Genomic DNA, 23,340 nt, shown 5'->3' with positions numbered 1-23,340 from the left:
TTGCGTTAGATGTAGCGCTTCCAGCTTTCGACGCCGTCTGACATCAGCTTATACACATGCTCAAACGCTGGCCGCTGCTGCCGGTAAGGATCAGGTATTTCTTTGTCGTCCTGCCATTTTCCTAAAAGAAAGGTTTTCCCTGACGCATGAGGCGTTGTTTCGTGGATGCGCTTCAGGTGCTTCCTCTCCATGACCAGGACCAGATCGGCAGCGGAGAGGAGCTGCGGTGTGACCTGGCGAGCACGATGTGCGCCACCGTCCAACCCCCGCTCGACAAGCAATTCCTGTGCCGTCGCATCGATTTCGTGATTGACCAGAGCGCCCAGGCCAGCCGAACTGACCTCGATACCCCGGCCGGCCAGCGCGTGGCGCATCATGACTTCCGCGGAAGGACTACGACAGATGTTGCCGATACAGACGAACAAAATATTCTTGAACACTAAGAGTCAACCCTGTTGCATCCGACGTTGCGGGCTCTACCGAATGATTTTCGGGGCCTCGCATCCAATCTGACAGAATAACCGATCGGCTTTACCGATTGCTTTCGCGATCCCCAAAAAAGTCTTTCAGAAACAACGACCAAGCATCAAAATGAGACGCATGTCACTCATCGTCAAGACTCCAACTCGAGCGAGGTGCGCGCAGCTTAATACGCAGTCCTCTGCCCCAACACCTTCAAGACCGTCAGCGCAATGATCCGCACATCCAGCAACGGACTCCACCGCCGGATGTAGTCGATGTCGTACTGCACGCGCTTTTTCATCTGGCGCAACTGGGGCGTCTCCCCACGCAGCCCGTGGACCTGGGCCCAGCCGGTGATGCCCGGCTTGACGTAGTGACGATGCATGTAGCGCTCAATGAGCCGCTCGTATTGATTGTTGTGCTGGACCGCATGCGGTCTCGGCCCAACTACCGACATGCTTCCACCCAGCACATTGAAGAACTGCGGCAGTTCATCAAGGCTGCTGCGACGCAGGAAGGCACCAAAGCGGGTCACACGCGGATCGTTGCGAGTAGCCTGCGTCACTTTGTCCGGCGCCTCGGCATGCACGCGCATCGAGCGGAACTTGAGCATCCAGAATTCCTTGCCATCCAGCCCGTGGCGCCGCTGCCGGAACAGTATCGGCCCGGGCGAGCTCAGCTTGACCCCAAGGGCCAGGATGGCCAACAGCGGCGACAACAGGACGACGGCAATGCCAGCGACGAGAAAGTCCTCGACGCGTTTGATGATGAGGAACCGCGGCTCCACCACACCCTGGCGCACACCGATCATCGGCACGCTGCCGACCTGATGCACGCCTGGATTAAGCGCCCCCAAGCCAGTGGTATCCGGCACGAGTCGCACCTGCACGGGATAGCGCTCCAGCAACCGGAGCACGTCTTTCAACCGCGCACGGCCACCCAGCGGAAGCGATACCCAGATCTGCTCGATCTGACCACGGTGGGCGTCGAGATAGGCCTCAAGCCCATCCAGATCACCTAGACGCCGCGGCGCATCGGCTCCCTCTCTGCGCAACGCAATGTCATCCGGACCTGCGAAGTAGCCGATCACCTCTTTGCCGATCTCTGGGCGACTGCGCAGCAGGCGATGTACTTTCAAAGCCGGCGCACGCAGGCCGACCAGAAGGACACGCTGACGATCCAGCCCCCGCGCCCGCAATTGGTGCAGGCGCAAGCGGATGCCGATACGGGTCGCACTCATGGCAATCAGGCCCGACGAGTACCAGCCGACCAGCCATGAAGCTGGCACCGTATCGGCCATATCGATCAGCACCGAGTACATGGAGAACAGGGCGAACACACCCGTCCAGCCCAGGAGCAGTGTCCACAGATCGGCCAATAGCCCGCGGTTACGCCAGTCGCGGTAAACCGGTGCCAAGCCGAAACAGACCAGCGTGCACAGCAGCACAGCCCCGAACACCACGCGTTGCGGCTGCGTGGGTGGAAGCCAGCCGTAGGTGGCGATATGGGTCAACGCCGCGGCACTTGGCACCAGCAGCAGATCTCCCACACGCAACCACACATCCAGTGCAGCCCGCGCCTCGGCAGTCACACGCTGGCGTCCACGCCGCGCGGGCAACTGTTCTACGGATCCATGTAGCAAAAGCAACGTCTCCATCAGGGATGCCCGCTGGAACGGTCTCCCGTTCCCGCCTGCGCAACCGACCTCCCCGTCGTTCCACAAGACTTCTGAGCAAATGTATGGTCACTAAACCGCCGGCAATCTTACAGAAATCTCACAAAGATGACCGTGCAACAAACTGAACCTGTTCACTCGATCAGTCAAATCAATGAGATAGGTGTGCATGTCGCCCTTGCCTCTTGCGCGTCAAAGTCCCGGCAGGCCCGATCGTGGCCTCTGCTACCATTCCGGGTTCAGCTTGCCGCCCCCCACCCTGCCAGCGGCCAGCGCCTTACAAACGCAACGCAACAGGAGTTTGCATGTCCTCTGACCTGCTCAAGGCCCTCGGCCTCGACGCGACCAACGCTGGCACCTACCTTGGCAACGGCGAGTGGTCCTCGGCCACCGATGCCGGTGTGATCACCCCGGTGAACCCGACCACCGGCGAAGCCATCGCCAAGGTCTACGCGACCACCGACGCCGACTACGAAACCATCGTCGCCCGTGCCCAGGAAGCCTTCAAGGTCTGGCGCACCACCCCGGCCCCGCGCCGTGGCGAAGCCGTGCGCCTGTGTGGCGAAGCCCTGCGCGCCAACAAGGATGCCCTGGGCTCCCTGGTCGCGCTGGAAATGGGCAAGAGCAAGCCCGAGGGCGATGGCGAAGTTCAGGAGATGATCGACATCGCCGATTTCGCCGTGGGCCAGAGCCGCATGCTCTATGGCTACACGATGCATTCCGAGCGCCCCGGCCACCGCATGTATGAGCAGTACCAGCCGCTCGGCCTGGTCGGCATCATCAGTGCGTTCAACTTCCCGGTCGCGGTGTGGGCATGGAACTCGTTCCTGGCCACGATCTGCGGCGATATCTGCCTGTGGAAGCCGTCCAACAAGACGCCGCTGACCGCGATCGCGTCCATGCGCATCTGCAATGAAGCGCTGCGCGAGGGCGGGTTCCCGGACCTGTTCTTCCTGATCAACGATGCCGGCACCGAGCTGTCGCAGAAGATGGTGGCCGACAAGCGCGTGCCGTTGATCAGCTTCACCGGTTCGACCCAGGTCGGCCGCCAGGTCGCCGAGAAGGTTGCGCATCGCCTGGGCCGCTGCCTGCTGGAACTGGGCGGCAACAACGCCATCATCCTGGATGAAACCGCTGATCTGAAGCTGGCGATCCCGGGCATCGTGTTCGGCGCCGTCGGTACCGCCGGCCAGCGCTGCACCACCACGCGCCGGTTGATCGTGCACGAATCCATCCATGACGACGTGCTGGCCACGCTGATCAAGGCGTACAAGCAGGTGGAAGGCAAGATCGGCGATCCGACCGACCCGGCCAACCTGATGGGCCCGCTCAACAGCGACGGCGCCGTGCAGCAGTTCCTGGCCTCGATCGAGAAGGCCAAGGCCAGCGGCGGCACCGTGCAGACCGGTGGCACCCGCATCGACCGCGCCGGCAACTTCGTGCTGCCGGCCATCGTGACCGGCCTGAAGAACAGCGACGAGGTCGTCCAGCACGAGACCTTCGCCCCGATCCTGTACGTGATGAAGTACAGCACGCTGGACGAAGCGATCGACATGCAGAACGGCGTGCCGCAGGGCCTGTCGTCCTCGATCTTCACCACCAATCTGAAGACCGCCGAGCGTTTCCTCTCGGCCGCGGGTTCGGACTGTGGCATCGCCAACATCAACATCGGCACCTCGGGTGCGGAGATCGGTGGTGCGTTCGGCGGCGAGAAGGATACCGGCGGTGGCCGTGAGTCCGGCTCGGATGCCTGGAAGGTCTACATGCGCCGCCAGACCAACACCATCAACTATTCCGATTCGCTGCCGCTGGCCCAGGGCATCAAGTTCGACCTGTGATGGATCCCGCGCCCTACCTGCCGGCCGGCCCGCGCCTCGATTTCACCGGGCGCAGGGTGCTGATTGCCGGTGGCAGCAAGGGCATCGGGCGCGCGATGGCGCTGGCGTTTGCTTCGGCAGGCGCCCGCGTCTCGGTCTGCGCACGCGGTGAGGCCGGTCTGGCCGCGCTGCGTGCGGATGCCGGGGCGCTCGGCTTGGCCGTGCACACGGCCACGGCCGACCTCGCCCAGCTGGACGACATCGACCGCTGGCTGGCCGATGCCGCTCAGGCCTTGGGTGGCATTGATGTCCTGGTCAACAACGCGACCGGCTACGGCATGGCCGACGATGAGGCGGGCTGGGAAGCCAGCTTGAACGTCGACCTGATGGCCGCGGTGCGGGCCTCGCGGCTGGCCCTGCCCTGGCTGCAACAGTCCAGTGATGCCTGCATTCTCAATCTGGCCTCGATCGCTGCCCAGCAGCCGCGCCCGGGTGGCGCGCCGTATGCGGCCGCCAAGGCCGCGCTGATGCACTACACCACCTCGCAGGCGCTGGCCCTGGCGCCGCAGCGGATCCGCGTCAATGCCATCGCCCCCGGCTCGATCGAGTTCGAGGATGGCTTGTGGGCACGCCGCCGCGAACAGGACCCCGAGCTGTATCGAAATACCCTGGCGAAGATCCCGTTCGGCCGCTTCGGCGAGCCGGCAGCCATCGCCAACGCCGCGCTGTTCCTGTGCTCGCCGCTGGCGGGCTGGATCACCGGGCACACCTTGAATGTGGATGGTGGCCAGGTCCTGATGGGATAAACCCGCCGCTGGCCCTATCATCGAACCACCCCACCGCGACCAGGACCTGCATGAGCCTTCCGCCCCGACAAACCAGCGCCATGGCCGTGGTCAGCCTGATCATGGGCATCCTCGGCTGGACCGCCCTGCCCTTCATCGGCAGCATCGCGGCGATCATCACCGGCCACCTGGCCCGCGCCGAGATCCGTCGCCGCCCGCTGGAGCTGGAAGGCGACGGCATGGCGCTGGCCGGCCTGATCCTGGGCTGGATCATCGTGATCGGCAGCCTGCTTGCCCTGGTGGTGGTGCTGTTGTTCTTCGGCGGACTGGCCTGGTTTGCCGCTACCCAATCGTGAGGTGCACATGAGCCGCTCGGATTCGACCGAACGCTTCAGCAGTCGGGTGGCCGACTACGTCCGCTACCGTCCCGACTATCCCCCGGCATTGCTGGATTGGCTGCACCAGGACATCGGTGTACCCACCGAAACCCTGGTCGCCGATATCGGCGCCGGCACCGGCATTTCCACCCGGCTGTTCCTGGCCGCTGGCCACCCCGTCATCGCGGTGGAGCCGAACGCGGCGATGCGCGAGGCGGCCGAGCAGCTGCTGGCGCCGGACTATCTGCGCCTGAAGGTCGCCGACGGCACCGCCGAAGCCACCGGCCTGGCCGACAACAGCGTGGGCCTGGTCGCCGCCGCGCAGGCCTTCCACTGGTTCGATACCGCTGCGGTGCGCCGCGAATGGGCGCGCATCCTGCAGCCCGAAGGCATGGCGCTGGTGTTCTGGAACTCGCGCCTGCTCGATGCCTCGCCGTTCCTGATCGGCTATGAGCAGCTGCTGCAGGAGTTCGGCACCGACTATGTGGAAGTGGCCGAGCGCTACCAGGACGATGACACCATGCGCGCGTGGTTCGGCGAAGGCCTGCGTGGCATGGCCCGTCTGCCCAACGTGCAGCGCATGGACCTGGATGGCCTGCGTGGCCGCCTGCTCTCCTCCTCGTATGCCCCGCAGGCCGGTCACCCGCGCCACGCGCCGATGCTGGAGGCACTGCAACAGCTGTTCGACGCCCATGCGGTGGACGGCCAGATCGCTTTTGAATACCAAACCCGTGCCTTTGTCGGCACGCTGGACTGATTGAACGCCATGTACTCGTTTGCCCGCCCCTTCCTGTTCGCCCTTGATGCAGAACGCGCCCACGGCCTTGGCCTGAGTGCGCTGGACCTGGCCTATCGCACCGGCACCACGCCGCTGATGGGCCGCCGCATCGACCCGTTGCCGACCAACGCGTTCGGATTGAGTTTCCCGAATCCGGTGGGCCTGGCCGCCGGCCTGGACAAGAACGGCGAGCACATCGATGCGCTGCTGGCTCTGGGCTTCGGCTTCGTGGAGATCGGCACGATCACCCCGCGCCCGCAGGCGGGCAACCCGAAGCCGCGCCTGTTCCGGCTGCCGGACCATCAGGCCATCATCAACCGCATGGGCTTCAACAACCTGGGCGTGGATGCGCTGGTGCGCAATGTCGAACGCGCCAAGCGCCGCACCGGGCTGCTCGGCATCAACATCGGCAAGAACAAGGACACCCCCAACGAGCAGGCGTTCGACGATTACCAGCACTGCCTGCAGAAGGTGTATCCGCTGGCCGACTACATCACCGTCAACATCTCCTCGCCGAACACCGCCGGCCTGCGCGAGCTGCAGGAAGAGACCGCGCTGCGCCAGCTGATTTCGCAGCTGCGCGAGAGCCAGGAAAGCCTGGCCGCCAAGCACGGCAAGCGCGTACCGATGCTGGTCAAGGTCGCCCCGGATCTGAGCGACCGCGATATCGACGCCGCCGCGCGCGTGCTCGGTGAGCTCAAGGTGGACGGCGTGATCGCCACCAATACCACCATCGACCGCAGTGCCGTGGCCGGTGACCCGCGTGCGAACGAGGCCGGCGGCCTGTCCGGTGCGCCGCTGCTGGGCCAGTCCACCCTGGTGCTGCGCCGCCTGCGCGCGCGCCTGCCCGAGTCGATGCCGCTCATTGGCGTGGGCGGTATTCAATCCGGTGCGGATGCGGTGGCCAAGATGGCGGCCGGCGCCGCACTGGTGCAGTGCTACAGCGGCCTGATCTTCCGTGGCCCCGAACTGGTGCATGACTGCGTGGAGGCGATCCGTCGCCGCAGAGAGGCGCCCAGCCGCGGCGCGGTGGCACCGCTGTGAACGACGCCATGACTGCCTGGGCCATCACTGAAAACGCCTCGCTGAAGGCGCTCAACACGTTCCATGTCGACGCCACCGCCGCGCAGCTGCTGGAGGTGTTCGATCCTTCCGTGCTGCCGGAGGTACTTGCCCTCCCGCGCGTCGCCGAGCAGCCGCTGCTGGTGCTGGGCAGCGGCAGCAATGTGCTGATCGCCGACAACGTGGAAGGCACCGTGCTGGTGTTCGCCAACCGCGGTATCGAGATTCTGGAGCACCGCGCCGACCACACCATCGTGCGCGCCGGTGCCGGCGTGAACTGGCATGGTCTGGTGATGTGGTCGCTGCAGAACGGGCTGTCCGGGCTGGAAAACCTGGCTTTGATCCCGGGCACCGCCGGCGCCTCACCGATCCAGAACATCGGTGCCTATGGCGCGCAGGTCGGCGAGTTCATCCAGGCCGTGGATGCCTGGGACCGGCACGAAAACGACTGGGTGCGCTTCGATACCGAAGGCTGCCAGTTCGCCTACCGCGACAGCATCTTCAAGCACGACCCGGACCGTTACCTGATCACCGCGATCGAACTGCGGCTGCCGCTGCTGCATGGCCTGCGCCTGGGCTATGCCGGGATCGCCGAGGAAATGGAGGCGATGGGGGTGGAGCTGCCCGTGGCCGCCGATGTGGCCAACGCCGTGATCAACATCCGCCGCCGTAAGCTGCCCGATCCGGACGTGCTCGGCAATGCGGGCAGCTTCTTCAAGAATCCGATCCTGCCGCTGGAACAGGTGGAGGTGCTGCTGCAGCACTTCCCCGAGCTGCCGGTGTTCCCGGCCGACGACGACAGCCGCCGCAAGATCTCTGCCGCCTGGATGATCGAAAGCTGCGGCTGGAAGGGCTACCGCGATGGCGATGCCGGCGTGGCCCCGAGCCATGCACTGGTGCTGGTCAACCACGGCCAGGCCACCGGCGAAGAACTGCTCGCGCTGGCGCGCCGGATCTCCGCCTCGGTCCTGGAGAAGTTCGGCGTGCCGATTGAACCGGAGCCCAGGCTGATCGGCGCACAGTGGTGAACCCCGCCCCCGCGTTACCGGTGGCCACGCCGTTGCGGGCCGCCCTGCTGATGCTCGGCAGTACCTTGGCCTTCGGCCTGATGGCGATTGCGATCCGCTACGCCACCCGCTACGTGCCGACCCAGGAAGTGGCGTTCTTCCGCAATGCCTTCGGCCTGCTGGCGCTGCTGCCGATGCTGATCCGTCCCGGCAGCGCACCGCTGAAGACGCAGCAGCTGCCGCGCTACTTCCTGCGCAGTGCGATCGGGCTGGCCTCGATGCTGTGCGCGTTCTGGGCGATCGGGCACCTGCCGATCTCCCAGGCGATCTCGCTCTCCTACTCCACACCGCTGTTCGTGACCATCGCTGCCGTGCTGTGGCTGGGCGAAACGGTGCGCATGCGCCGCTGGGCGGCGGTGATCATCGGCTTCATCGGCGTGCTGATCATCGTGCGCCCGGGCTCGACCAGCTTTACCCCCGGCACCTTGGTGGCGGTGGGCGCCGCGGTGCTGAGCTCGCTGGTGGCGATCCAGATCAAGCAGCTCACCCGCGTGGACAGCGCCGATACCGTGGTGTTCTACACCTATGTGTTCTGGGTGCCGCTGTCGCTGGTGCCGGCGCTGTTCGTGTGGGTCTGGCCGACCGGCCTGGCGTGGGTCTGGCTGGTCGCGACCGGTGTGCTCGGCACGCTGGGCCAGCTGCTGTGGACGCGCGCCCTGCGCCTGGGCGAGGTCTCCGCACTGACCCCGATCAGCTTCATGCAGCTGCCGCTGGTGAGCCTGCTGGGCTGGCTGCTGTTCAATGAGGCGCTGGACCGCTGGACCGTGATCGGCGCCGGCATCATCCTCGGCGCCAATGCCTACATCGCCCACCGCGAAGCGGTGCTGGCACGGCGGGCGAAATCACAGGCAGTCACAGCGGCCGCCAAGCCGGGGGAATAGACCCCGGGCATCAATCCGAGCCGAACAGATCGCGGGTGTAGACCTTGTGGGCCACGCCCTCCAGCTCCGGCGTCAGCCGGTTGGCGACGATGATGTCCGCCTCGGCCAGGAACGCGGCGAAATCATTGACCACGCGGGAGCGGTAGAAGGTCGGCTCGGTCAGCACCGGCTCGTACACGATGACCTCGATGCCCTTCGCCTTGATCCGCTTCATCACGCCCTGCACCGCCGAGGCGCGGAAGTTGTCCGAGCCGGCCTTCATCACCAGCCGGTAGATGCCCACCACCTTCGGGTTGCGCGCCACGATGTCATCGGCGATGAAATCCTTGCGCGTGCGGTTGGACTCGACGATGGCGTGGATCAGGTTCTGCGGGACCTTGCTGTAGTTGGCCAGCAATTGCTTGGTGTCCTTGGGCAGGCAGTAACCGCCGTAGCCGAAGGACGGGTTGTTGTAATGGCCGCCGATGCGCGGATCCAGGCTGACACCTTCGATCATCTGGCGCGTATCCAGCCCGTGCGAACTGGCGTAGGTATCCAGTTCGTTGAAGTACGCCACCCGCATTGCCAGGTAGGTGTTGGAGAACAGCTTGATCGCCTCGGCCTCGGTCGCGTCGGTGAACAGCACCGGCACGTCCTTTTTGATCGCACCTTCTTTCAGCAGCTCGGCAAACACCGCCGCGCGCTCCGAACGCTCGCCGACGATGATCCGGCTGGGGTGCAGGTTGTCATGCAGCGCGCGGCCTTCGCGGAGGAACTCCGGCGAGAACAGAATGTTGTCGGTGTTGAACTTGGCCCGCAACGCGGCCGTGCAGCCGACCGGCACGGTCGACTTGATCACGATGACGGCCGAGGGACGGATCCGCACCACATCGGCGATCACTGCCTCGACCGAGCCGGTGTTGAAGTAGTTCGAGGTAGGGTCGTAATCCGTCGGCGTGGCGACGATGACGAAGTCCGCGCCTTCATAGGCCTGCGCAGGATCCAGCGTGGCGGTGAGGTTCAGCGCGCGATGGGCAAGGAAATCCTCGATCTCGGCATCTTCGATGGGCGACTGGCGGGCATTGATCATCGCCACCTTGGCCGGATCGATATCCAGCGCCACCACCTCGTGATGCTGCGCGAGCAGCACCGCGTTGGAAAGGCCCACATAGCCGGTACCGGCAACCGCAATCTTCATTCAGGATCCTTCTGCGTACATCGTCCAGAGTCGAACGGCGAATTTTAGCAAACGCCGCGGAGCAAGCGCCACGAACGTATCCCGTTACGCGTCATTTTTGGCACTTTAACCAGATAGGACGACATAACGCGTCATATCTGTCGCGTTGATCGAATCATACGTAAATGCCGTAAACCGCCAAACTTGACGCTTTAACGCAATAATGAGATACAAAGCGTCAGGAGGGTCACCTTATGACGATTACACATCTGATGACGGACGAGGCTGTCCTGGCTGAGCTGGGGCAACGTCTGGCCCGCGTGCGGCTTTCCCAGGGCATCACCCAGGAGCAGCTGGCCGATGCCGCGGGCGTCTCCAAACGCACCGTGCAACGGCTGGAAGACGGCACGCCCGCCCAGCTGGCCAACCTGATCCGATGCCTGCGCGCCCTCGGCAGGCTGGATGCGCTGGACGTGATGCTGCCCAGCGACGGCCCCAATCCGATCGATCTGCTGAAGCGCCGCGGCCACCCGCGCCAGCGCGCGCGACCGGGAGTGACAGAGCCAGCACCTGCCAAGCCGTGGACCTGGGGCGATGAGCAATGAGCACCACGGCCGAGGTGCGCCTGTGGGGCAGCCGGATCGGTGCGGTGACGCTGGCCGACGGCGAGCGGATCGCACAATTTGCCTACGACCCGGCCTTCGCACGGTCCAGCATCGAGGTCGCCCCACTGACCATGCCGCTCGCGGCGGATCGGATCTACGGTTTCCCCTCCCTCAACCCAGCCGGCTTCCATGGCCTGCCCGGCCTGCTCGCCGACGCCCTGCCGGACAAGTACGGCAATACCCTGATCAACGCGTGGCTGGCCACCCAGGGCCGCACCCCGGACAGCTTCAATGCGGTGGAGCGGCTCTGCTACACCGGCACGCGCGGCATGGGGGCGTTGGAGTTCTCGCCTGTGCACGGGCCGCGCGTCCGCACGGCACACAAGATCCAGATCGATGCCCTGGTTGCATTGGCCACCGAGGTCCTGAGCAACCGCGACAACCTGCGCGCCTCGTTCGGCGATGAAGACCGTGCGGATGCGCTGCGCGACATTCTGCGCGTGGGTACCTCGGCCGGTGGCGCACGGGCCAAGGCTGTGATTGCCTGGAACGAAGGCACCGGCGAAGTCCGATCGGGCCAGGCCGCGGCGGCGCCAGGCTTCAGCTACTGGCTGCTCAAGTTCGATGGCGTGCAGAACAACCGCGACAAGGAACTGGCGGACCCCAAGGGCTACGGCGTGGTCGAGTACGCCTACGCACTGATGGCGCGTGATGCAGGCATCCAGATCAGCGAGTGCCGACTGCTCGAGGAAGGCGGCCGCCGCCACTTCATGACCCAGCGCTTCGACCGCACCGATGCAGGGGGCAAGCGCCACATGCAGTCGTTGGCGGCGATGGCCCACTTCGACTTCAATGATCCCACTGCCTACTCCTATGAGCAGGCCTTGCTGGTCATGCGTCAGTTGCGCCTGCCCATGGCGCAGCTGGAGGAACAGTTCCGGCGGATGGTGTTCAACGTGATCGCACGCAACCAGGACGACCACGTCAAGAACATCGCCTACCTGATGGACCGGCAGGGCCAATGGTCGCTGTCCCCTGCGTTCGACATCACCTGGGCGTACAACCCGGACGGCGACTGGACGGCCCGGCACCAGATGTCGATCAACGCCAAGCGCGAGGGGTTCGACGTGGCCGACCTGGCCGCCTGTGCCGCGACGGCCTCGATCAATGCCCGCCGTGCCCGGGACATCATTGAGCAGGTCCGGCAAAGCGTGCTGCGCTGGCCGCACTTTGCCGACGAGGCCGGCGTTGCCGAGATCTGGCGCGATCAGATCCGCGGCAGCCTGCGTACGGACATTCGGTGAGTTGCAGCCTCAGCCCTGCGCGGCCTGCCACGCACGGGTCGCACAATCGGCCACGTTGCCGGGCGCGAACTGCTCGGCCATGTAGCGCAGGGCCTGCCGCCGCTGTGCAGGTGGGCGGGCGGTGGCGCCGGGCTCGAGCAGCAGATCATGGAACTCCTGCAGGTCCTGCAGGTCCTGCAGGATCCGCCAGTGACGGTAGTAGGCCACCCGCAGCGGATCCACCGTGACCGGCCCGTAGCCCTCCGCGAACCCCGGCGGCTGCTCGCGCCCCCAACGCCCACCGATGCCCGCGCGAGAGCGCTATCGCAGACCGGTCCCGTACCGCCCAGCGCAGTGCATCACGAAAGCGATAACGGGTGACAGGGCGTTGTCGCCTCCTTCGACCGATGCTGGCTGCGCGAACAGATCGCGGCGGCGGTGGCATGACGATCCGCTGTCAGGGGGATGCTGCGGTGCCCGCAGCGCGTTCGAACAACGCGGCCAGCCACTGCGCGAACACGCGCACGCGCGCGGACAGTTGCCGGTTCTGCGGATACAGCACGGACACCGGCATCGGCGGTGGCGGGTGATCCGCGAGCACGATGCGCAGCTGATCCTCGGCAAGCGCCTGCGCAATGCGATAGCGCGGCACCTGGATCAAGCCCAGCCCCGAGAGCGCCGCGCCGGTATACAGGTCAGCGCCCGTCACCGAGATGCGCGACTGCAGCTGCCGCTCCACCACGTCGCCATCAAGCAGGAAATCCAGGCCTGCCGAGTGCGCGCCGCCGGGGCCGTAATCGACCGCGTAGTGCTGCGCGAGATCGTCCAGGCGGGTCGGCATACCCTCGCGCGCCAGATACGCAGGGCTGGCGACAGTGACCTGCTCCAGCAGCGCGACCTGCCGGCCGATCAACGACGAGTCCTGCAGAACGCCCGCGCGCAGCACGCAGTCCACGCCCTCGCGGACCAGATCCACCAAGCGGTCGTCCTCGCCCACGTGCAGGGTGATGCCGGGATAGCGTGCAAGAAAGTCGCCCATGGCCGGCATCACCACGTGCCGGGCCAGCGTGCCCTGCAGATTGACCCGCAGCAGCCCCTTGGGCGGGGCATCACGGAAGGCGCTTTCGGTTTCTTCCAGATCGGTCAGCAACCGCACGCAGCGATGGTAGTAAGCCTCGCCGTCATGGGTCATGCGCACCTGGCGGGTGGTGCGTTCCAGCAGCCGCACCCCGATGCGCTGCTCCAGCCGCTTGATCAGGTTGGTCACCGTGGCGCGCGGAATCTGCAGATCCTCGGCCGCCAGGGTGAAGCTCTGGCGTTCGGCGATCCGGACGAAGACCTGCATTTCCTGGAAGCGGTCCATGATTGATCGATTGTTGATGCAACTGGAATTGTGATCGCAACTTTAGCAGGATTATCCCTGCCGCCGAATGATCCATCCTTCCTTCCGTGCCCACCACTGAAGGAAACCCCGCCATGTCCACCCCCTCCCGCGTCGCCCTGATCACCGGCGCCTCCCGCGGCATCGGCGCCGCCATCGCCCGGCGCCTGGCCGCCGATGGCTTCGCCGTCGCCCTCAACTACGCCTCCAACACCGCCGAGGCCGATGCGCTCGTCGCCGAGTTGACCCGCGACGGTGCGTCCGCCATCGCGATCCAGGCCGATGTCTCCCAGGCCGATCAGGTCGGCGCGATGTTCACCACGGTTGAACAGCAGCTGGGCCGCATCGATGTGCTGGTCAACAACGCCGGCATCCTCAAGACCGCCCCGCTGGCGCAGACCAGCGACGCGCTGTATCTGCAGAACTTCGCGATCAACACCCAGGGCGTGTTCAACACCCTGCGCGAAGCGGCAACGCGCCTCAACGACGGCGGCCGCATCATCAATCTGTCCAGCACCACGCTGGCCCTGAATCTGCCGGGCTATGCGATCTACAACGGCACCAAGGCCGCGGTGGAAGCGTTCACCCACGTCTTCGCCAAGGAGCTGCGCGGCCGCGCGATCACCGTCAACGCGGTGGCCCCGGGCCCGGTCGCGACCGCACTGTTCCTCGACGGCAAGACCGAAGAGCAGATCAACACCTTCGCGCGGATGCCGCCGTTGGAACGCCTCGGCCAGCCGGACGATATCGCCGGCGTGGTTGCCTTCCTCGCCGGGCCGGACGGCGGCTGGGTCAATGGCCAGACCCTGCGCGCCAACGGCGGCGTGGCCTGAGGTCGCCCGGATGTCGCCCCGCCACCTGGCCGTGCTGCTGCCCCTGCTCTGCGCGACCGTCATGACGGCATCGTGCGAAGCGCGCACTCCCTCGCCACACCCCGCCATGAAGCCGTCCATCACCTATCTGCACCTGCTGCGCAACACCCCGTTCTTCACCGCGTTGACCACCGCGCAGCTGCGCCACGTGATCGACCATTCGCGGGAATGGGAGGTGAGTGCCGGCGCCCCCATCCTCGGCAACGCTACCGCCGAGGGCCGCGATGACGTCTGGGTGTTGCTGGATGGCGGCTGGGAACTGCATTACCGCGGCCAGGTACTGCGCAGCGGACATGCCGATGCCGGCAAATGGTTCAGCGCTGCGTCGCTCGGCCCGGAGGCGTTCGAACTGGTCGCCAACGACCACAGCTACGTCATGCAGATTCCCGCGCAGGACATGGACGCGATGCTGGCCCAGGGCTTCGATTTCACCCCCCACCTGGATGCCGGTCGCGTGCTCTACCGCCGCCTGCGCGACAGCACGCGCCCTCTCACCCCCTAGTTGTCCTTCTCCCTTGCCGCCCCCTTTTCAACCTGGAGATTCCCATGCCGCACACCATCCTTGTCACCGGCGCGTCCTCCGGCTTCGGCCTGATGAGCGCCAAAGCCCTGGCCCAGGCCGGTCACACCGTCTACGCCTCGATGCGCGACATCGGCGGACGCAATGCCGCACGCGTTGCCGAGATCGCCGCGTGGGCCGCGCAGCAGCGCGCCGACCTGCGCACCGTTGAACTGGACGTGCAGTCCGAGGCTTCCAGCAACGCTGCCATTGCACAGGTACTCGCCGAGGCGGGCACGCTCGATGTGATCATCCACAACGCCGGGCACATGGTGTTTGGACCGGCCGAGGCGTTCACGCCTGAGCAGTTGATGCAGCAGTACGACGTCAACGTACTCGGTACGCAGCGGGTCAATCGTGCCGCGCTGCCCTTCCTGCGCGGGCGCGGCAGGGGTCTGCTGCTGTGGGTCGGATCGTCCTCCACGCGCGGGGGCACACCGCCATTTCTCGCGCCCTACTTCGCTGCGAAGGCCGCGATGGATGCGTTGGCGGTGGCGTACTCAACCGAACTGGCGCGCTGGGGCATCGAGACCACGATCATGGTGCCGGGCGCGTTCACCCAGGGCACCAATCATTTCGCGCATTCGGGCACGCCGGAGGATGCCGACATCGCCGCCGAATACGAGAACGGTCCGTATGCCGGCGTTGCCCAGCAGGCACTGCAGGGCCTGGCCAGCCTGGAGCCGGCCGATGCCGACCCCGAGCAGGTCGCGCGCGAGATCGTGCGTGTGGTCGGCCTGCCGCATGGCAAGCGCCCGTTCCGCGTGCATGTGGATCCGTCGCAGGACGGTGCCGAAGTGGTCAATGGTGTAGCCGACCGGATGCGCACCGAGATGTACAGGACGATCGGCCTTTCCGACCTGCTCTCGCCGCGCGCCTGACATGACTGTGTGACGCACCATCACGGGCACCTGCGGGTGCCCGTGCCGTTTCAGCCTGGACGACACGCCTGTTCAGTATTGCGACGCGTCATGTAAACGGTTACAGCCCCTGCTAGCGTGACCTCCACCCCGCCGTCGGGGTCGTTTCAGATCAGGAGCGCATTGATGGGGCTGCATGCTGACCGTTCGACTGTTGTGCACCGGCCGCGCCGCGTCATGGCCGGTACCCTGCTCTTCTCCGCGCTCGCGCTGAGCTTCGGCGCCGCCGCCCAGACCCTGCCGCCGCGCAGCCAGTGGCAGGCCAGCAGTTCCTCGCAGCAGGTGCCGGCGATGGCGGTCAGCCACCTGATCGATGGCGACCCGAAGACGGTGACCGGCGGCGCCTTCAGCCCCGGGCACTGGTTCCAGGTGGATCTGGGCACGCCGAGCACGCTCAGCGGCGCGCAGATCACCTGGGACGTTTCCAATCCCGAGGGCTACAGCCTGCAGACCTCGCTGGACGGCCAGCAGTGGCAGCCGGCTTACACCATGCGCGATTCGCTCGGCGGTATCGAGACGCTTTACTTCGCGCCGCGCCAGGCCCGCTACCTCCGCCTGGCGAGCCCGGAGCGCACGTCGGACTGGGGCGTGTCGATCTTCGAACTGGAGCCGTTGGACAGCACCACCAGTGCGCGCGTGGCCGGGGTGGATGCAGCCCAGGCCGCGGCGCTGTGGCAAGGCGGCAGCGCGGTCACGATTCCACGTGGCAAGGACGGTACGCACACGCTTGAGATCACCTTGCCGCGTGCCGTGGCTACCACCGGCCTGGCCGTGGACTGGACAGGCGCGCATGGCGCCACACGGCTGCAGGCACGTGATGCGCAGGGTAGCTGGGTGGAGCTTGCGCGCGATCCGCAGGCCGGTGCACGCCAGCAGAGTTGGCTGGCCGGCACTGCGGCCGTGACCGCCACGGCGCTGCGGCTGACGGTGGAGGGCGACGCGCCACAGGTCGACCGCCTGCGCCTGCTGGGGCCGAAGGCGGTGATGACGCCGATGAAGCGCTACCAGATCGCCGCCAGTGGCGCGCAGCGCGCGTTGTTCCCGGCCTCGCTGCACATGCAGCAGACCTACTGGACTGCGGTCGGCATCCATGCCGGCCGGCAGAAATCGATTTTTGACGAGTACGGCAACATCGAGGCCTTCAAGGGCGCGCCGCTGGTGCAGCCGATCTGGCGCAATGCCGACGGTGTGGCCGCAGGCGCTGCCGACCAACCGGTCCAGCACGCACTGCGCGATGGCTGGAAGCCGATGCCCTCGGCGACGTGGTCGCCACAACCCGAGCTTGAACTGCAGAGCGAGGCATTCGCCGTCGAGCTCGATGGCCAGCCGGTCACCTTCGTGCGTCACCGCCTGCGCAACACCGGCAGTGCGCCCGTCGACGGCACCCTGACCCTGGCGGTGCGGCCGATGCAGATGAATCCGCCGTGGCAGAACGGTGGCCTCTCACCGATCCGCGAGGTCGCCATCGAGGGGCAACGCGTACGCATCAATGGTCGCGCCCTGCTGCAGTCGCTGACGCCGGTGGATACTGCCGGCGCGGCACCATTCGGCCCGGACGGCAGCAGCGAGATCACCGCAGCGATCGCCAACGGCACCTTGCCCGCCGCCACGCAGGCACGCGATACCGATGGCCTGGCCTCCGCAGCGCTGGCCTACCGCGTGCAGCTCGCACCCGGTGCCAGCCGCTCGGTGGTGGTCGCCTTCCCGCTCGGGACCGCCGCCTCGGCCGCGGATGGCGCCCTGCCCGACGCCCCGGCGCCGGATCTGACCGGCGTTCCGCGTGCACCCGATGCCGCCTACGACGCACTGGCCAAACGTGCATCGGACGATTGGCAGGCGCGCCTGGGCCAGGTCGGCTTGCGCCTGCCTGATCCCTCATTGGTGGACATGCTGCGCGCGCAGGCCGCTTACATGCTGATCAACCAGACCGGCCCGGCGATGCAGCCCGGCCCGCGCAACTACAACCGCTCCTTCATCCGCGACGGCATGGCCACCTCGGCGGTGCTGCTGCGCATGGGCGAATCCAAGGTCGCGCGCGACTACCTGGCCTGGTACAGCGAGCACGGCGTGCACGCCAACGGCCTGGTCTCGCCGATCCTCAACGACGACGGCAGCGTCAACACCGGCTTCGGTTCGGATATCGAATACGACAGCCAGGGCCAGTACATCGCCCTGGTCGCCGATGTGGCACGGCTGGATGGCGGCCCGGATTCGGTGCGCGCCTATCTGCCCAAGGTGAAAGCGGCGATGCGCTTCCTGCAGGAACTGCGCGAGCGCACGCTGGTGCCGGGCTATATGGCCAGCCAGCCCGCGCCCGAGCGTTTCGCCGGCATCCTCGCGCCATCGATCAGCCACGAGGGCTACCCGTCGCCCACGCACAGCTACTGGGACGACTACTGGGGCCTGAAGGGCTGGCATGACGGCGCGTGGTTGGCCGAGTCGCTCGGCGATCACGAAACTGCCGCATGGGCGCGCGAACAGTACATCGCCCTGCACGATGCGCTGGCTGCTTCGATCCGCGCCACGATGGCGTGGAAGGGCATCGACTTCATCCCCTCCTCGGCCGACCTCGGTGACGGCGACCCGACCGGCGTCTCGATCGCGCTCGACCCCACCGGCGCGCAGGATGTGCTGCCGGCGGACGCACTGCGCACCACGTTCGCGCGGTATCTGCAGGATGTGCGCAAGCGCGGCGAGCCGGGCGCGTTGTACGCCTACACGCCGTATGAAATCCGCAACGTGCTGAGCTACGTGCATCTGGACCAGCCCGAGGCCGCCGACGAACTGCTGCAGGGCCTGCTGCGCGACCGCCGCCCGCTGGAATGGCAGGTGCTGGCCGAGGTGGTGCATTCGCGCTTGCGCTTCCCGCGCTACCTGGGCGACATGCCGCATACCTGGATCGGTGCGGAGTACGGGCGCACGCTGTTGGGGATGCTCATGCGCGAGGACGATGACGCGCTGTCACTGCTGCCGGGCACCCCGCCGTCGTGGCTGGTTGGTGACGGGCTGGCGGTGGATCGCCTGCCGACCGCCTATGGCACCTTGGCGCTGCAGGCCCGGCAGCGCGATGGCACGCTACAGGTCACGCTGGGCAAGGGCCTGCGCAAGGACACCGCGCTGCGCGTGTGGTGGCCGAGCCGGACGCGCCCGGCGTCCGTGCAGGTGGATGGGCACAACGTCACTGACTACGACGCACGGGGCGTGCTGCTCGAGGCGCCGTTCCGTCGGCTGGAGGCGACGTGGTGATCGAGGACATCCGCCAGCACTGAACTCCAAAGCCGATGACGAACAGCACCAGCCACACCAGCAGCGTGCCGAGTACCACCGGCGCCATCGGTGCCTGCGCGATCGGATGCGAGAGCGGTACGCGAAGGGAAGACCCGATTCAAGCGGTCTTCCTTTTGCTGTCAGGCTGCGCGGGTCAGCCGGGCGATGGACAATGCACCCAGGGTCTGGAAGGTGCCGGGATCAGCGAAGCCCCGCGCGGCCAACATCGCTCCATGCACCGAGGCCATGAAAGCGCGCGCCTCGTCGGCAGCCGGTCTCTGAAGGCGGAATTGCCCGTGCGCGGCCCCCTTCTCCAGCACCATGGTCAGCCAGCCGGTCAGATCGTCGAAGTGCCCGCGCACCTCGTCCACGATCTCCGCCGGCAGCAGGGGCAACTCCGCGGCGAGCATCGCGCAGATGCAGAACGAAGAGGTACCGCCACGGATGCAGCTGGACCAGTAGTCCACGTAGGCGTTGAGTTCACCCAAAGGATCGGCCAGTTGACGGTCCAGAATAGCCAAGCCCTCGCGCGCCTCGGCGCGACTTGACATGCAGGTATTTACCTGCACATTATCGGTCGTGGTGACAGCAATGACGGAAACCGGAATGGACGCAGACAAGGTGTTCAAGGCATTGGGCGATCCGGCCCGGCGAAAACTGCTGGATGCGCTCTGCGAGACCAATGGCCAGTCTTTGGGGCAGCTGTGTACGCACCTGGAGATGGCGCGGCAATCGGTCACCCAACACCTGGGCCTGCTGGAAGACGCCAACCTGATCAGTACGGTCAGGCGCGGCCGCGAAAAGCTGCACTTCATCAACCCCGTGCCCTTGCATGAGGTTTACGAGCGGTGGGTACGCAAGTTCGAGCACCAACGGCTCAGCCTGCTGCATGACCTGAAAAAGGAACTCGAAGGAGAATGACCATGTCCACAGCGTCCACACGCTTCATCCATGTGATCTATATCGCCTCCAGCGCCGAGAAAGTGTTCGACGCCATCACCCGGCCGGAGATCGCCCGCACCTACTGGGGCCACGAGAACGTATCGGACTGGACGCCCGGTTCGCGCTGGCAGCACGTGCGGGCCAACGAGACGCGGCAGGTCGAGCTGGTCGGCGAGGTGGTTGAAAGCACCCCGCCCTCGCGCCTGGTCATCACCTGGGCGGCGGCATCGCAGGCGGACGACCCGCAGCGGTACAGCAGGGTGACCTTCGATATCGTGCCGTATGACGGCATGGTGCGGCTCACCGTGACGCACGACGACCTGGAACCGGGCAGCAGCATGGACAGCGGCATCCGGAGCGGCTGGCCGCTGGTGCTGTCCAGCCTGAAATCGCTGCTTGAAACCGGCAAAGGAATGGATGTATTCGCCAGGCCGCTGCCCTGAGCGGCGCAGGAACGTCACAGAAAAAGGGCGCCCGAGGCGCCCTGTTCCGTTAACTATGCTGGCAACGGCGCGCCGTGCGCCGCGCCATGATCAAACCCCACCCTCCTGCTCATGCAGGGTGATCAGCGATTCCATCAGATCCTCGTCCGCACTGGCACAGACGGCCAGCAGTACCGCTTCCTCGCAGCCGGTATCGACGATGTAGGCGTGGCCCATCTGGCTGTCGATGTAGATGCCCTGCCCGGTTTCCAATACCACCGGATCGTAGAACTCGGTGTGGACCTGGATGCGGCCTTCCATCACGTGCACGTACTCCTCGCCCGGGTGGCGGACCAGCTCACCGAACTCGGCGGTGGTCTTGGCCCGCACCTTGGTGAGGATCGGGATCATCCGCTTGCGTCGCAGTTCGGTGCACAGGTAGTAGTAATCGTAGTTGTCGGTCTGCACCCGCAGCGCTTTGTCGAGCGAGCCGAGGCTGCGCCGCGCGGTGACCGGCTTGGGCGCGCTGTCGGTCTCCGGCTCGGAGAACAGCTCGGACATGCGCAGGTTCAAGCGCTGGGACAGGTGCTGAAGCTTGTCGTAGGTCAAGGTCAAGCGGTCATGCTCGATCTTGGACAACGTGGACAGCGGAATTTCGGTGTGCTCGCTCATTTCCTTGAGCGTCCATCCCTGGCGGGTGCGCAGACCGCGCAGCAGGGTTCCGAGCGTCGGGCTTTTGGGGCTCATCGACAGGACCTTTGGGCTATTGCTGGTGAAGTTGCCGATACGATACTACGTAGAGATGAATGCCATCCTGATCAGGATGCTTTCTTGTCGCGTTCGCCGCCTTAAGCGCTACTCTGCGCCCTGAAAACGTTCTCATTGCCCGAAGAACGGCCTGCGCAGGGCGTCCAAACGACACATTCATCCCGGTTGGCGCGATCCAACCACGATCACGCGCATTTGACATTTCTCTGATCAGGAATATTGTTGTCTGATTGAGATGGTTTGAAGGGGATCGTCACATGCGTGCGTTGTCAGGGCTTGTCGGCTTGTGCTGTGGGCTGTTGCTGTCTTTCCAGGCCGACGCACAGCGGCCACCCTCCCCACCCCAGGCGCCAACACCGCCTGCCGGCGTGGATTCCGTTGCCCGGCTGACCGCCGATGATGCGACCACCTGGCTGGATGGCTTCATGCCGTATGCCATCGCGCGGGGCGATATCGCCGGTGCGGTGGTCACGGTGGTCAAGGACGGCAAGATCCTGGTCCGCCGCGGCTACGGCGTCTCCGATGTGGCCAAGCAGACGCCGGTGGATCCGGACCGCACGCTGTTCCGGATGGCCTCGGTCTCCAAGCTGATGACCTGGACCGCGGTGATGCAGCTGGTGGAAGCCGGCAAACTGGATCTGGACGCGGACATCAACCAGTACTTGGATTTCAAGGTGCCCGAACGCGGCCTGCCGATCACGCTGCGCCAGCTGATGACGCACACCGGTGGCTTCGAGGCCAACATCAAGTACATGTGGACCAGCGAGGCGGTCGCCGAAGCCGGTGGCATCGAACTGGGGCCGTACCTCAAGCGCCGCGTGCCGGCGCAGATCTTCCCGCCGGGCACCGTGCCGGCGTACTCGAACTACGGCACCAGCCTGGCTGGCTACATCGTCGAGCGCGTGTCAGGCCAGCCCTTCGCCGAGTATGTCGAGCAGCACATCTTCGTGCCGCTGCAGATGCAGCACGCCAGCTTCCGCCAGCCGTTGCCGCCGGCGCTGCGTGCCCTGGTCACCAAGGGCTATGCCTTGGGATCAGGCAAGCCGCGTGAGTTCGAAGTGACCCCGTCCGCGCCTGCCGGTGCGCTGTCGGCCACCGGCAGCGACATGGCGCGCTTCATGATCGCGCACCTCAGTGCCGCCGGCGGTCACGACACCGCCATTTTGAAGGCGGCGACCAGCCAGCTGATGCTGACACCGCAGACCCGCTTCGCGCCGCCGCTGAACACCATGGCGCTCGGCTTCTACGAGATCGATGTCAACGGCCAGCGCGTGGTGTCGCACGCCGGTGACACCTACTCGTTCCACTCGCAGCTGTTCCTGTTCCGCGATCACGATGTCGGCCTGTTCGTCTCGCTCAACAGCGCTGGCGCCAATGGCATCACCGGCCCGATCCGGCGTGAACTGCTGGAGAACTTCGCTGACCGCTACTTCCCAGCGGATGCCCCGGCCCCGGCGGCGGCCGTCGACGCGGTGCTGGCCAAGGCGCAGGCACGCCAGCTGGCGGCACCGAGCTACCTCGATTCGCGTCGCGCCGAGACCGGCATCGGCCGTACCGGCATCCTCACCCAGACGCGTCTGGAAGCCCTCGACGATGGCAGCCTGCGCTTGCCGCGCCTGAAGCAGCCCAACGGGCAGCCGACCACCTTCAAGCCGATCGGCCCGTGGCTGTGGCAGGCGAACAACAGCGAACTGCGCCTGGCCGCCATCCTCAAGGACGGCACGCCGGTCGGCTTCGCGGTGGATTCGTCCTCCCCGTTCAACGTGTTCCTGGCCGCGGAAGGCTACCGCTCGGCGCTGTGGCTCAAGCCGTTGCTGACCGCTGCTGTGGCGGTGTTGGCCCTGGCCGCGCTGGCGTGGCCGATCGCCGCGTTCGTCCGCCGCCGCCATGGCCGCGTGCTGGGCTGGCCGCGCAGCACCGTGCTGGCCTATCGCCTGAGCCGCGCCGCCTGCTGGCTCCTGCTGCTGGTGCCTGCCGCCGCGATGGCCGTGATGGCCTGGGCGTCGGCCGATTTCGCGCGCCTGGATGATCGTCTGGATCCGGCGGTGATCGGGCTGGGCATCGCCACGGTGATCGCGATCATCGGCGGGATCGGCGCAACGGCCTGGAACCTGGTGCAGACGGTCCGCGCTGGACGCGGCTGGCTGGCGCGCCTGTGGGCCGCGCTGCTGCTGCTGTCGGCCTGCGTGCTCGCTTACGCCCTGGTCCTGATGGGCCTGGCCGACTTCGCTCTCAACTACTGACCCATGGCCCCGCCATGG

Annotated in this window: 23 protein-coding genes; 16 read left to right on the top strand and 7 right to left on the bottom strand. The window is 66.1% G+C overall.

The features are described 5' to 3' along the window. Nucleotides 1-5: 5 nt before the first annotated feature. Together ACE026_RS17685 and ACE026_RS17680 are read right to left on the bottom strand one after the other, a co-directional pair. Nucleotides 6-440 (bottom strand): low molecular weight protein-tyrosine-phosphatase, encoded by a 435-nt coding sequence (locus tag ACE026_RS17685; protein WP_486040116.1) that lies wholly within the window; start codon nucleotides 438-440, stop codon nucleotides 6-8. A gap of 206 nt (nucleotides 441-646) precedes the next feature. Then, entirely contained in the window at nucleotides 647-2,119 is a 1,473-nt protein-coding gene (locus tag ACE026_RS17680) for an undecaprenyl-phosphate glucose phosphotransferase (protein ID WP_486040114.1), read from the bottom strand. A 323-nt stretch (nucleotides 2,120-2,442) separates the two neighbouring features. On the opposite strand from ACE026_RS17680, the gene amaB reads away from it, so the two are divergent. The 7 genes from amaB to ACE026_RS17645 are packed head-to-tail and all read left to right on the top strand — an operon-like array spanning nucleotide 2,443 to nucleotide 8,904. After that, nucleotides 2,443-3,975: an L-piperidine-6-carboxylate dehydrogenase gene (gene amaB / locus ACE026_RS17675; RefSeq protein ID WP_486040112.1), complete on the top strand. Its 1,533-nt coding sequence runs from the start codon at nucleotides 2,443-2,445 to the stop codon at nucleotides 3,973-3,975. Next, nucleotides 3,975-4,760, top strand: coding sequence for an SDR family NAD(P)-dependent oxidoreductase (locus ACE026_RS17670; RefSeq protein ID WP_486040111.1), 786 nt, complete (start codon nucleotides 3,975-3,977; stop codon nucleotides 4,758-4,760). The genes amaB and ACE026_RS17670 overlap by 1 nt, the downstream gene beginning before the upstream one ends. A 50-nt stretch (nucleotides 4,761-4,810) precedes the next feature. Further along, the gene (locus tag ACE026_RS17665) at nucleotides 4,811-5,095 is read left to right on the top strand and encodes a DUF4190 domain-containing protein (RefSeq protein ID WP_121036624.1); all 285 of its coding nucleotides are present in this window, start codon (nucleotides 4,811-4,813) and stop codon (nucleotides 5,093-5,095) included. 7 nt (nucleotides 5,096-5,102) lie between these two features. Then, complete coding sequence (locus ACE026_RS17660) at nucleotides 5,103-5,873, top strand: class I SAM-dependent methyltransferase (protein ID WP_486040109.1); 771 nt, start codon at nucleotides 5,103-5,105, stop codon at nucleotides 5,871-5,873. A 9-nt stretch (nucleotides 5,874-5,882) separates the two neighbouring features. Further along, nucleotides 5,883-6,938, top strand: a complete 1,056-nt coding sequence (locus ACE026_RS17655; RefSeq protein ID WP_486040108.1) for a quinone-dependent dihydroorotate dehydrogenase — start codon at nucleotides 5,883-5,885, stop codon at nucleotides 6,936-6,938. Next, nucleotides 6,935-7,984 (top strand): UDP-N-acetylmuramate dehydrogenase, encoded by a 1,050-nt coding sequence (gene murB / locus ACE026_RS17650; protein WP_486040106.1) that lies wholly within the window; start codon nucleotides 6,935-6,937, stop codon nucleotides 7,982-7,984. Before ACE026_RS17655 ends, murB begins: the two co-directional genes overlap by 4 nt. Nucleotides 7,985-8,016: 32 nt before the next feature. After that, nucleotides 8,017-8,904 carry a DMT family transporter gene (locus ACE026_RS17645; RefSeq protein ID WP_313212681.1) on the top strand — a complete coding sequence of 296 codons (888 nt, stop codon included), beginning with the start codon at nucleotides 8,017-8,019 and terminating at the stop codon, nucleotides 8,902-8,904. Nucleotides 8,905-8,914: 10 nt separating this feature from the next. On the opposite strand, the gene ACE026_RS17640 is transcribed toward ACE026_RS17645, so the two are convergent. After that, entirely contained in the window at nucleotides 8,915-10,081 is a 1,167-nt protein-coding gene (locus ACE026_RS17640) for a nucleotide sugar dehydrogenase (RefSeq protein WP_486040105.1), read from the bottom strand. 233 nt (nucleotides 10,082-10,314) lie between these two features. Between ACE026_RS17640 and ACE026_RS17635 the strand changes: the two genes are divergently transcribed. Beyond that, nucleotides 10,315-10,665, top strand: coding sequence for a helix-turn-helix domain-containing protein (locus ACE026_RS17635; RefSeq protein WP_486040103.1), 351 nt, complete (start codon nucleotides 10,315-10,317; stop codon nucleotides 10,663-10,665). Continuing rightward, nucleotides 10,662-11,969 (top strand): type II toxin-antitoxin system HipA family toxin, encoded by a 1,308-nt coding sequence (locus ACE026_RS17630; RefSeq protein ID WP_486040102.1) that lies wholly within the window; start codon nucleotides 10,662-10,664, stop codon nucleotides 11,967-11,969. Before ACE026_RS17635 ends, ACE026_RS17630 begins: the two co-directional genes overlap by 4 nt. Nucleotides 11,970-11,978: 9 nt before the next feature. Here the strand turns inward: ACE026_RS17630 and ACE026_RS17625 are convergent, their stop codons facing one another. Together ACE026_RS17625 and ACE026_RS17620 are read right to left on the bottom strand one after the other, a co-directional pair. Beyond that, nucleotides 11,979-12,176, bottom strand: coding sequence for a hypothetical protein (locus tag ACE026_RS17625; RefSeq protein WP_486040100.1), 198 nt, complete (start codon nucleotides 12,174-12,176; stop codon nucleotides 11,979-11,981). A gap of 229 nt (nucleotides 12,177-12,405) precedes the next feature. Next, nucleotides 12,406-13,311 (bottom strand): LysR family transcriptional regulator, encoded by a 906-nt coding sequence (locus tag ACE026_RS17620; RefSeq protein ID WP_486040098.1) that lies wholly within the window; start codon nucleotides 13,309-13,311, stop codon nucleotides 12,406-12,408. Nucleotides 13,312-13,424: 113 nt separating this feature from the next. Between ACE026_RS17620 and ACE026_RS17615 the strand changes: the two genes are divergently transcribed. The 4 genes from ACE026_RS17615 (at nucleotide 13,425) to ACE026_RS17600 (ending at nucleotide 18,926) form a co-directional block, all read left to right on the top strand. After that, a complete protein-coding gene (locus ACE026_RS17615; protein WP_486040096.1) occupies nucleotides 13,425-14,162 on the top strand; it encodes an SDR family oxidoreductase in 738 nt (245 codons plus the stop codon). A 10-nt stretch (nucleotides 14,163-14,172) separates the two neighbouring features. Beyond that, a complete protein-coding gene (locus ACE026_RS17610; protein ID WP_486040095.1) occupies nucleotides 14,173-14,703 on the top strand; it encodes a hypothetical protein in 531 nt (176 codons plus the stop codon). A 44-nt stretch (nucleotides 14,704-14,747) separates the two neighbouring features. Continuing rightward, nucleotides 14,748-15,641 (top strand): SDR family NAD(P)-dependent oxidoreductase, encoded by an 894-nt coding sequence (locus tag ACE026_RS17605; RefSeq protein WP_486040094.1) that lies wholly within the window; start codon nucleotides 14,748-14,750, stop codon nucleotides 15,639-15,641. A 165-nt stretch (nucleotides 15,642-15,806) separates the two neighbouring features. After that, nucleotides 15,807-18,926: a galactose-binding domain-containing protein gene (locus tag ACE026_RS17600; RefSeq protein WP_486040092.1), complete on the top strand. Its 3,120-nt coding sequence runs from the start codon at nucleotides 15,807-15,809 to the stop codon at nucleotides 18,924-18,926. Nucleotides 18,927-19,087: 161 nt separating this feature from the next. Here the strand turns inward: ACE026_RS17600 and ACE026_RS17595 are convergent, their stop codons facing one another. After that, complete coding sequence (locus tag ACE026_RS17595; protein ID WP_486040411.1) at nucleotides 19,088-19,540, bottom strand: TetR family transcriptional regulator C-terminal domain-containing protein; 453 nt, start codon at nucleotides 19,538-19,540, stop codon at nucleotides 19,088-19,090. 13 nt (nucleotides 19,541-19,553) lie between these two features. On the opposite strand from ACE026_RS17595, the gene ACE026_RS17590 reads away from it, so the two are divergent. Both ACE026_RS17590 and ACE026_RS17585 read left to right on the top strand, forming a co-directional pair. Then, the gene (locus tag ACE026_RS17590; protein ID WP_486040090.1) at nucleotides 19,554-19,868 is read left to right on the top strand and encodes an ArsR/SmtB family transcription factor; all 315 of its coding nucleotides are present in this window, start codon (nucleotides 19,554-19,556) and stop codon (nucleotides 19,866-19,868) included. A 2-nt stretch (nucleotides 19,869-19,870) separates the two neighbouring features. Next, nucleotides 19,871-20,332: an SRPBCC family protein gene (locus ACE026_RS17585; protein WP_486040088.1), complete on the top strand. Its 462-nt coding sequence runs from the start codon at nucleotides 19,871-19,873 to the stop codon at nucleotides 20,330-20,332. A 90-nt stretch (nucleotides 20,333-20,422) separates the two neighbouring features. Here the strand turns inward: ACE026_RS17585 and ACE026_RS17580 are convergent, their stop codons facing one another. Further along, nucleotides 20,423-21,058 carry a helix-turn-helix domain-containing protein gene (locus ACE026_RS17580; RefSeq protein WP_486040086.1) on the bottom strand — a complete coding sequence of 212 codons (636 nt, stop codon included), beginning with the start codon at nucleotides 21,056-21,058 and terminating at the stop codon, nucleotides 20,423-20,425. A 389-nt stretch (nucleotides 21,059-21,447) separates the two neighbouring features. Here ACE026_RS17580 and ACE026_RS17575 point away from each other — a divergent pair, with 389 nt between their 5' ends. Further along, nucleotides 21,448-23,322 carry a serine hydrolase domain-containing protein gene (locus ACE026_RS17575; RefSeq protein WP_486040084.1) on the top strand — a complete coding sequence of 625 codons (1,875 nt, stop codon included), beginning with the start codon at nucleotides 21,448-21,450 and terminating at the stop codon, nucleotides 23,320-23,322. The last annotated feature ends 18 nt before the right edge of the window (nucleotides 23,323-23,340 follow it).

It is taken from the genome of Stenotrophomonas sp. AGC87 (genome assembly GCF_057333975.1).
This window is presented reverse-complemented; position numbering and strand designations above follow the sequence as displayed.

What these genes read in the sequence shown, in the direction of transcription:
- ACE026_RS17680 (WP_486040114.1), bottom strand. Translation starts at nt 2,119, where the DNA reads ATGGAGACGTTGCTTTTGCTACATGGATCCGTAGAACAGTTGCCCGCG.
- amaB (WP_486040112.1), top strand. Translation starts at nt 2,443, where the DNA reads ATGTCCTCTGACCTGCTCAAGGCCCTCGGCCTCGACGCGACCAACGCT.
- ACE026_RS17670 (WP_486040111.1), top strand. Translation starts at nt 3,975, where the DNA reads ATGGATCCCGCGCCCTACCTGCCGGCCGGCCCGCGCCTCGATTTCACC.
- ACE026_RS17665 (WP_121036624.1), top strand. Translation starts at nt 4,811, where the DNA reads ATGAGCCTTCCGCCCCGACAAACCAGCGCCATGGCCGTGGTCAGCCTG.
- ACE026_RS17660 (WP_486040109.1), top strand. Translation starts at nt 5,103, where the DNA reads ATGAGCCGCTCGGATTCGACCGAACGCTTCAGCAGTCGGGTGGCCGAC.
- ACE026_RS17655 (WP_486040108.1), top strand. Translation starts at nt 5,883, where the DNA reads ATGTACTCGTTTGCCCGCCCCTTCCTGTTCGCCCTTGATGCAGAACGC.
- ACE026_RS17640 (WP_486040105.1), bottom strand. Translation starts at nt 10,081, where the DNA reads ATGAAGATTGCGGTTGCCGGTACCGGCTATGTGGGCCTTTCCAACGCG.
- ACE026_RS17635 (WP_486040103.1), top strand. Translation starts at nt 10,315, where the DNA reads ATGACGATTACACATCTGATGACGGACGAGGCTGTCCTGGCTGAGCTG.
- ACE026_RS17630 (WP_486040102.1), top strand. Translation starts at nt 10,662, where the DNA reads ATGAGCACCACGGCCGAGGTGCGCCTGTGGGGCAGCCGGATCGGTGCG.
- ACE026_RS17620 (WP_486040098.1), bottom strand. Translation starts at nt 13,311, where the DNA reads ATGGACCGCTTCCAGGAAATGCAGGTCTTCGTCCGGATCGCCGAACGC.
- ACE026_RS17615 (WP_486040096.1), top strand. Translation starts at nt 13,425, where the DNA reads ATGTCCACCCCCTCCCGCGTCGCCCTGATCACCGGCGCCTCCCGCGGC.
- ACE026_RS17610 (WP_486040095.1), top strand. Translation starts at nt 14,173, where the DNA reads ATGTCGCCCCGCCACCTGGCCGTGCTGCTGCCCCTGCTCTGCGCGACC.
- ACE026_RS17605 (WP_486040094.1), top strand. Translation starts at nt 14,748, where the DNA reads ATGCCGCACACCATCCTTGTCACCGGCGCGTCCTCCGGCTTCGGCCTG.
- ACE026_RS17600 (WP_486040092.1), top strand. Translation starts at nt 15,807, where the DNA reads ATGGGGCTGCATGCTGACCGTTCGACTGTTGTGCACCGGCCGCGCCGC.
- ACE026_RS17590 (WP_486040090.1), top strand. Translation starts at nt 19,554, where the DNA reads ATGGACGCAGACAAGGTGTTCAAGGCATTGGGCGATCCGGCCCGGCGA.
- ACE026_RS17585 (WP_486040088.1), top strand. Translation starts at nt 19,871, where the DNA reads ATGTCCACAGCGTCCACACGCTTCATCCATGTGATCTATATCGCCTCC.
- ACE026_RS17580 (WP_486040086.1), bottom strand. Translation starts at nt 21,058, where the DNA reads ATGAGCCCCAAAAGCCCGACGCTCGGAACCCTGCTGCGCGGTCTGCGC.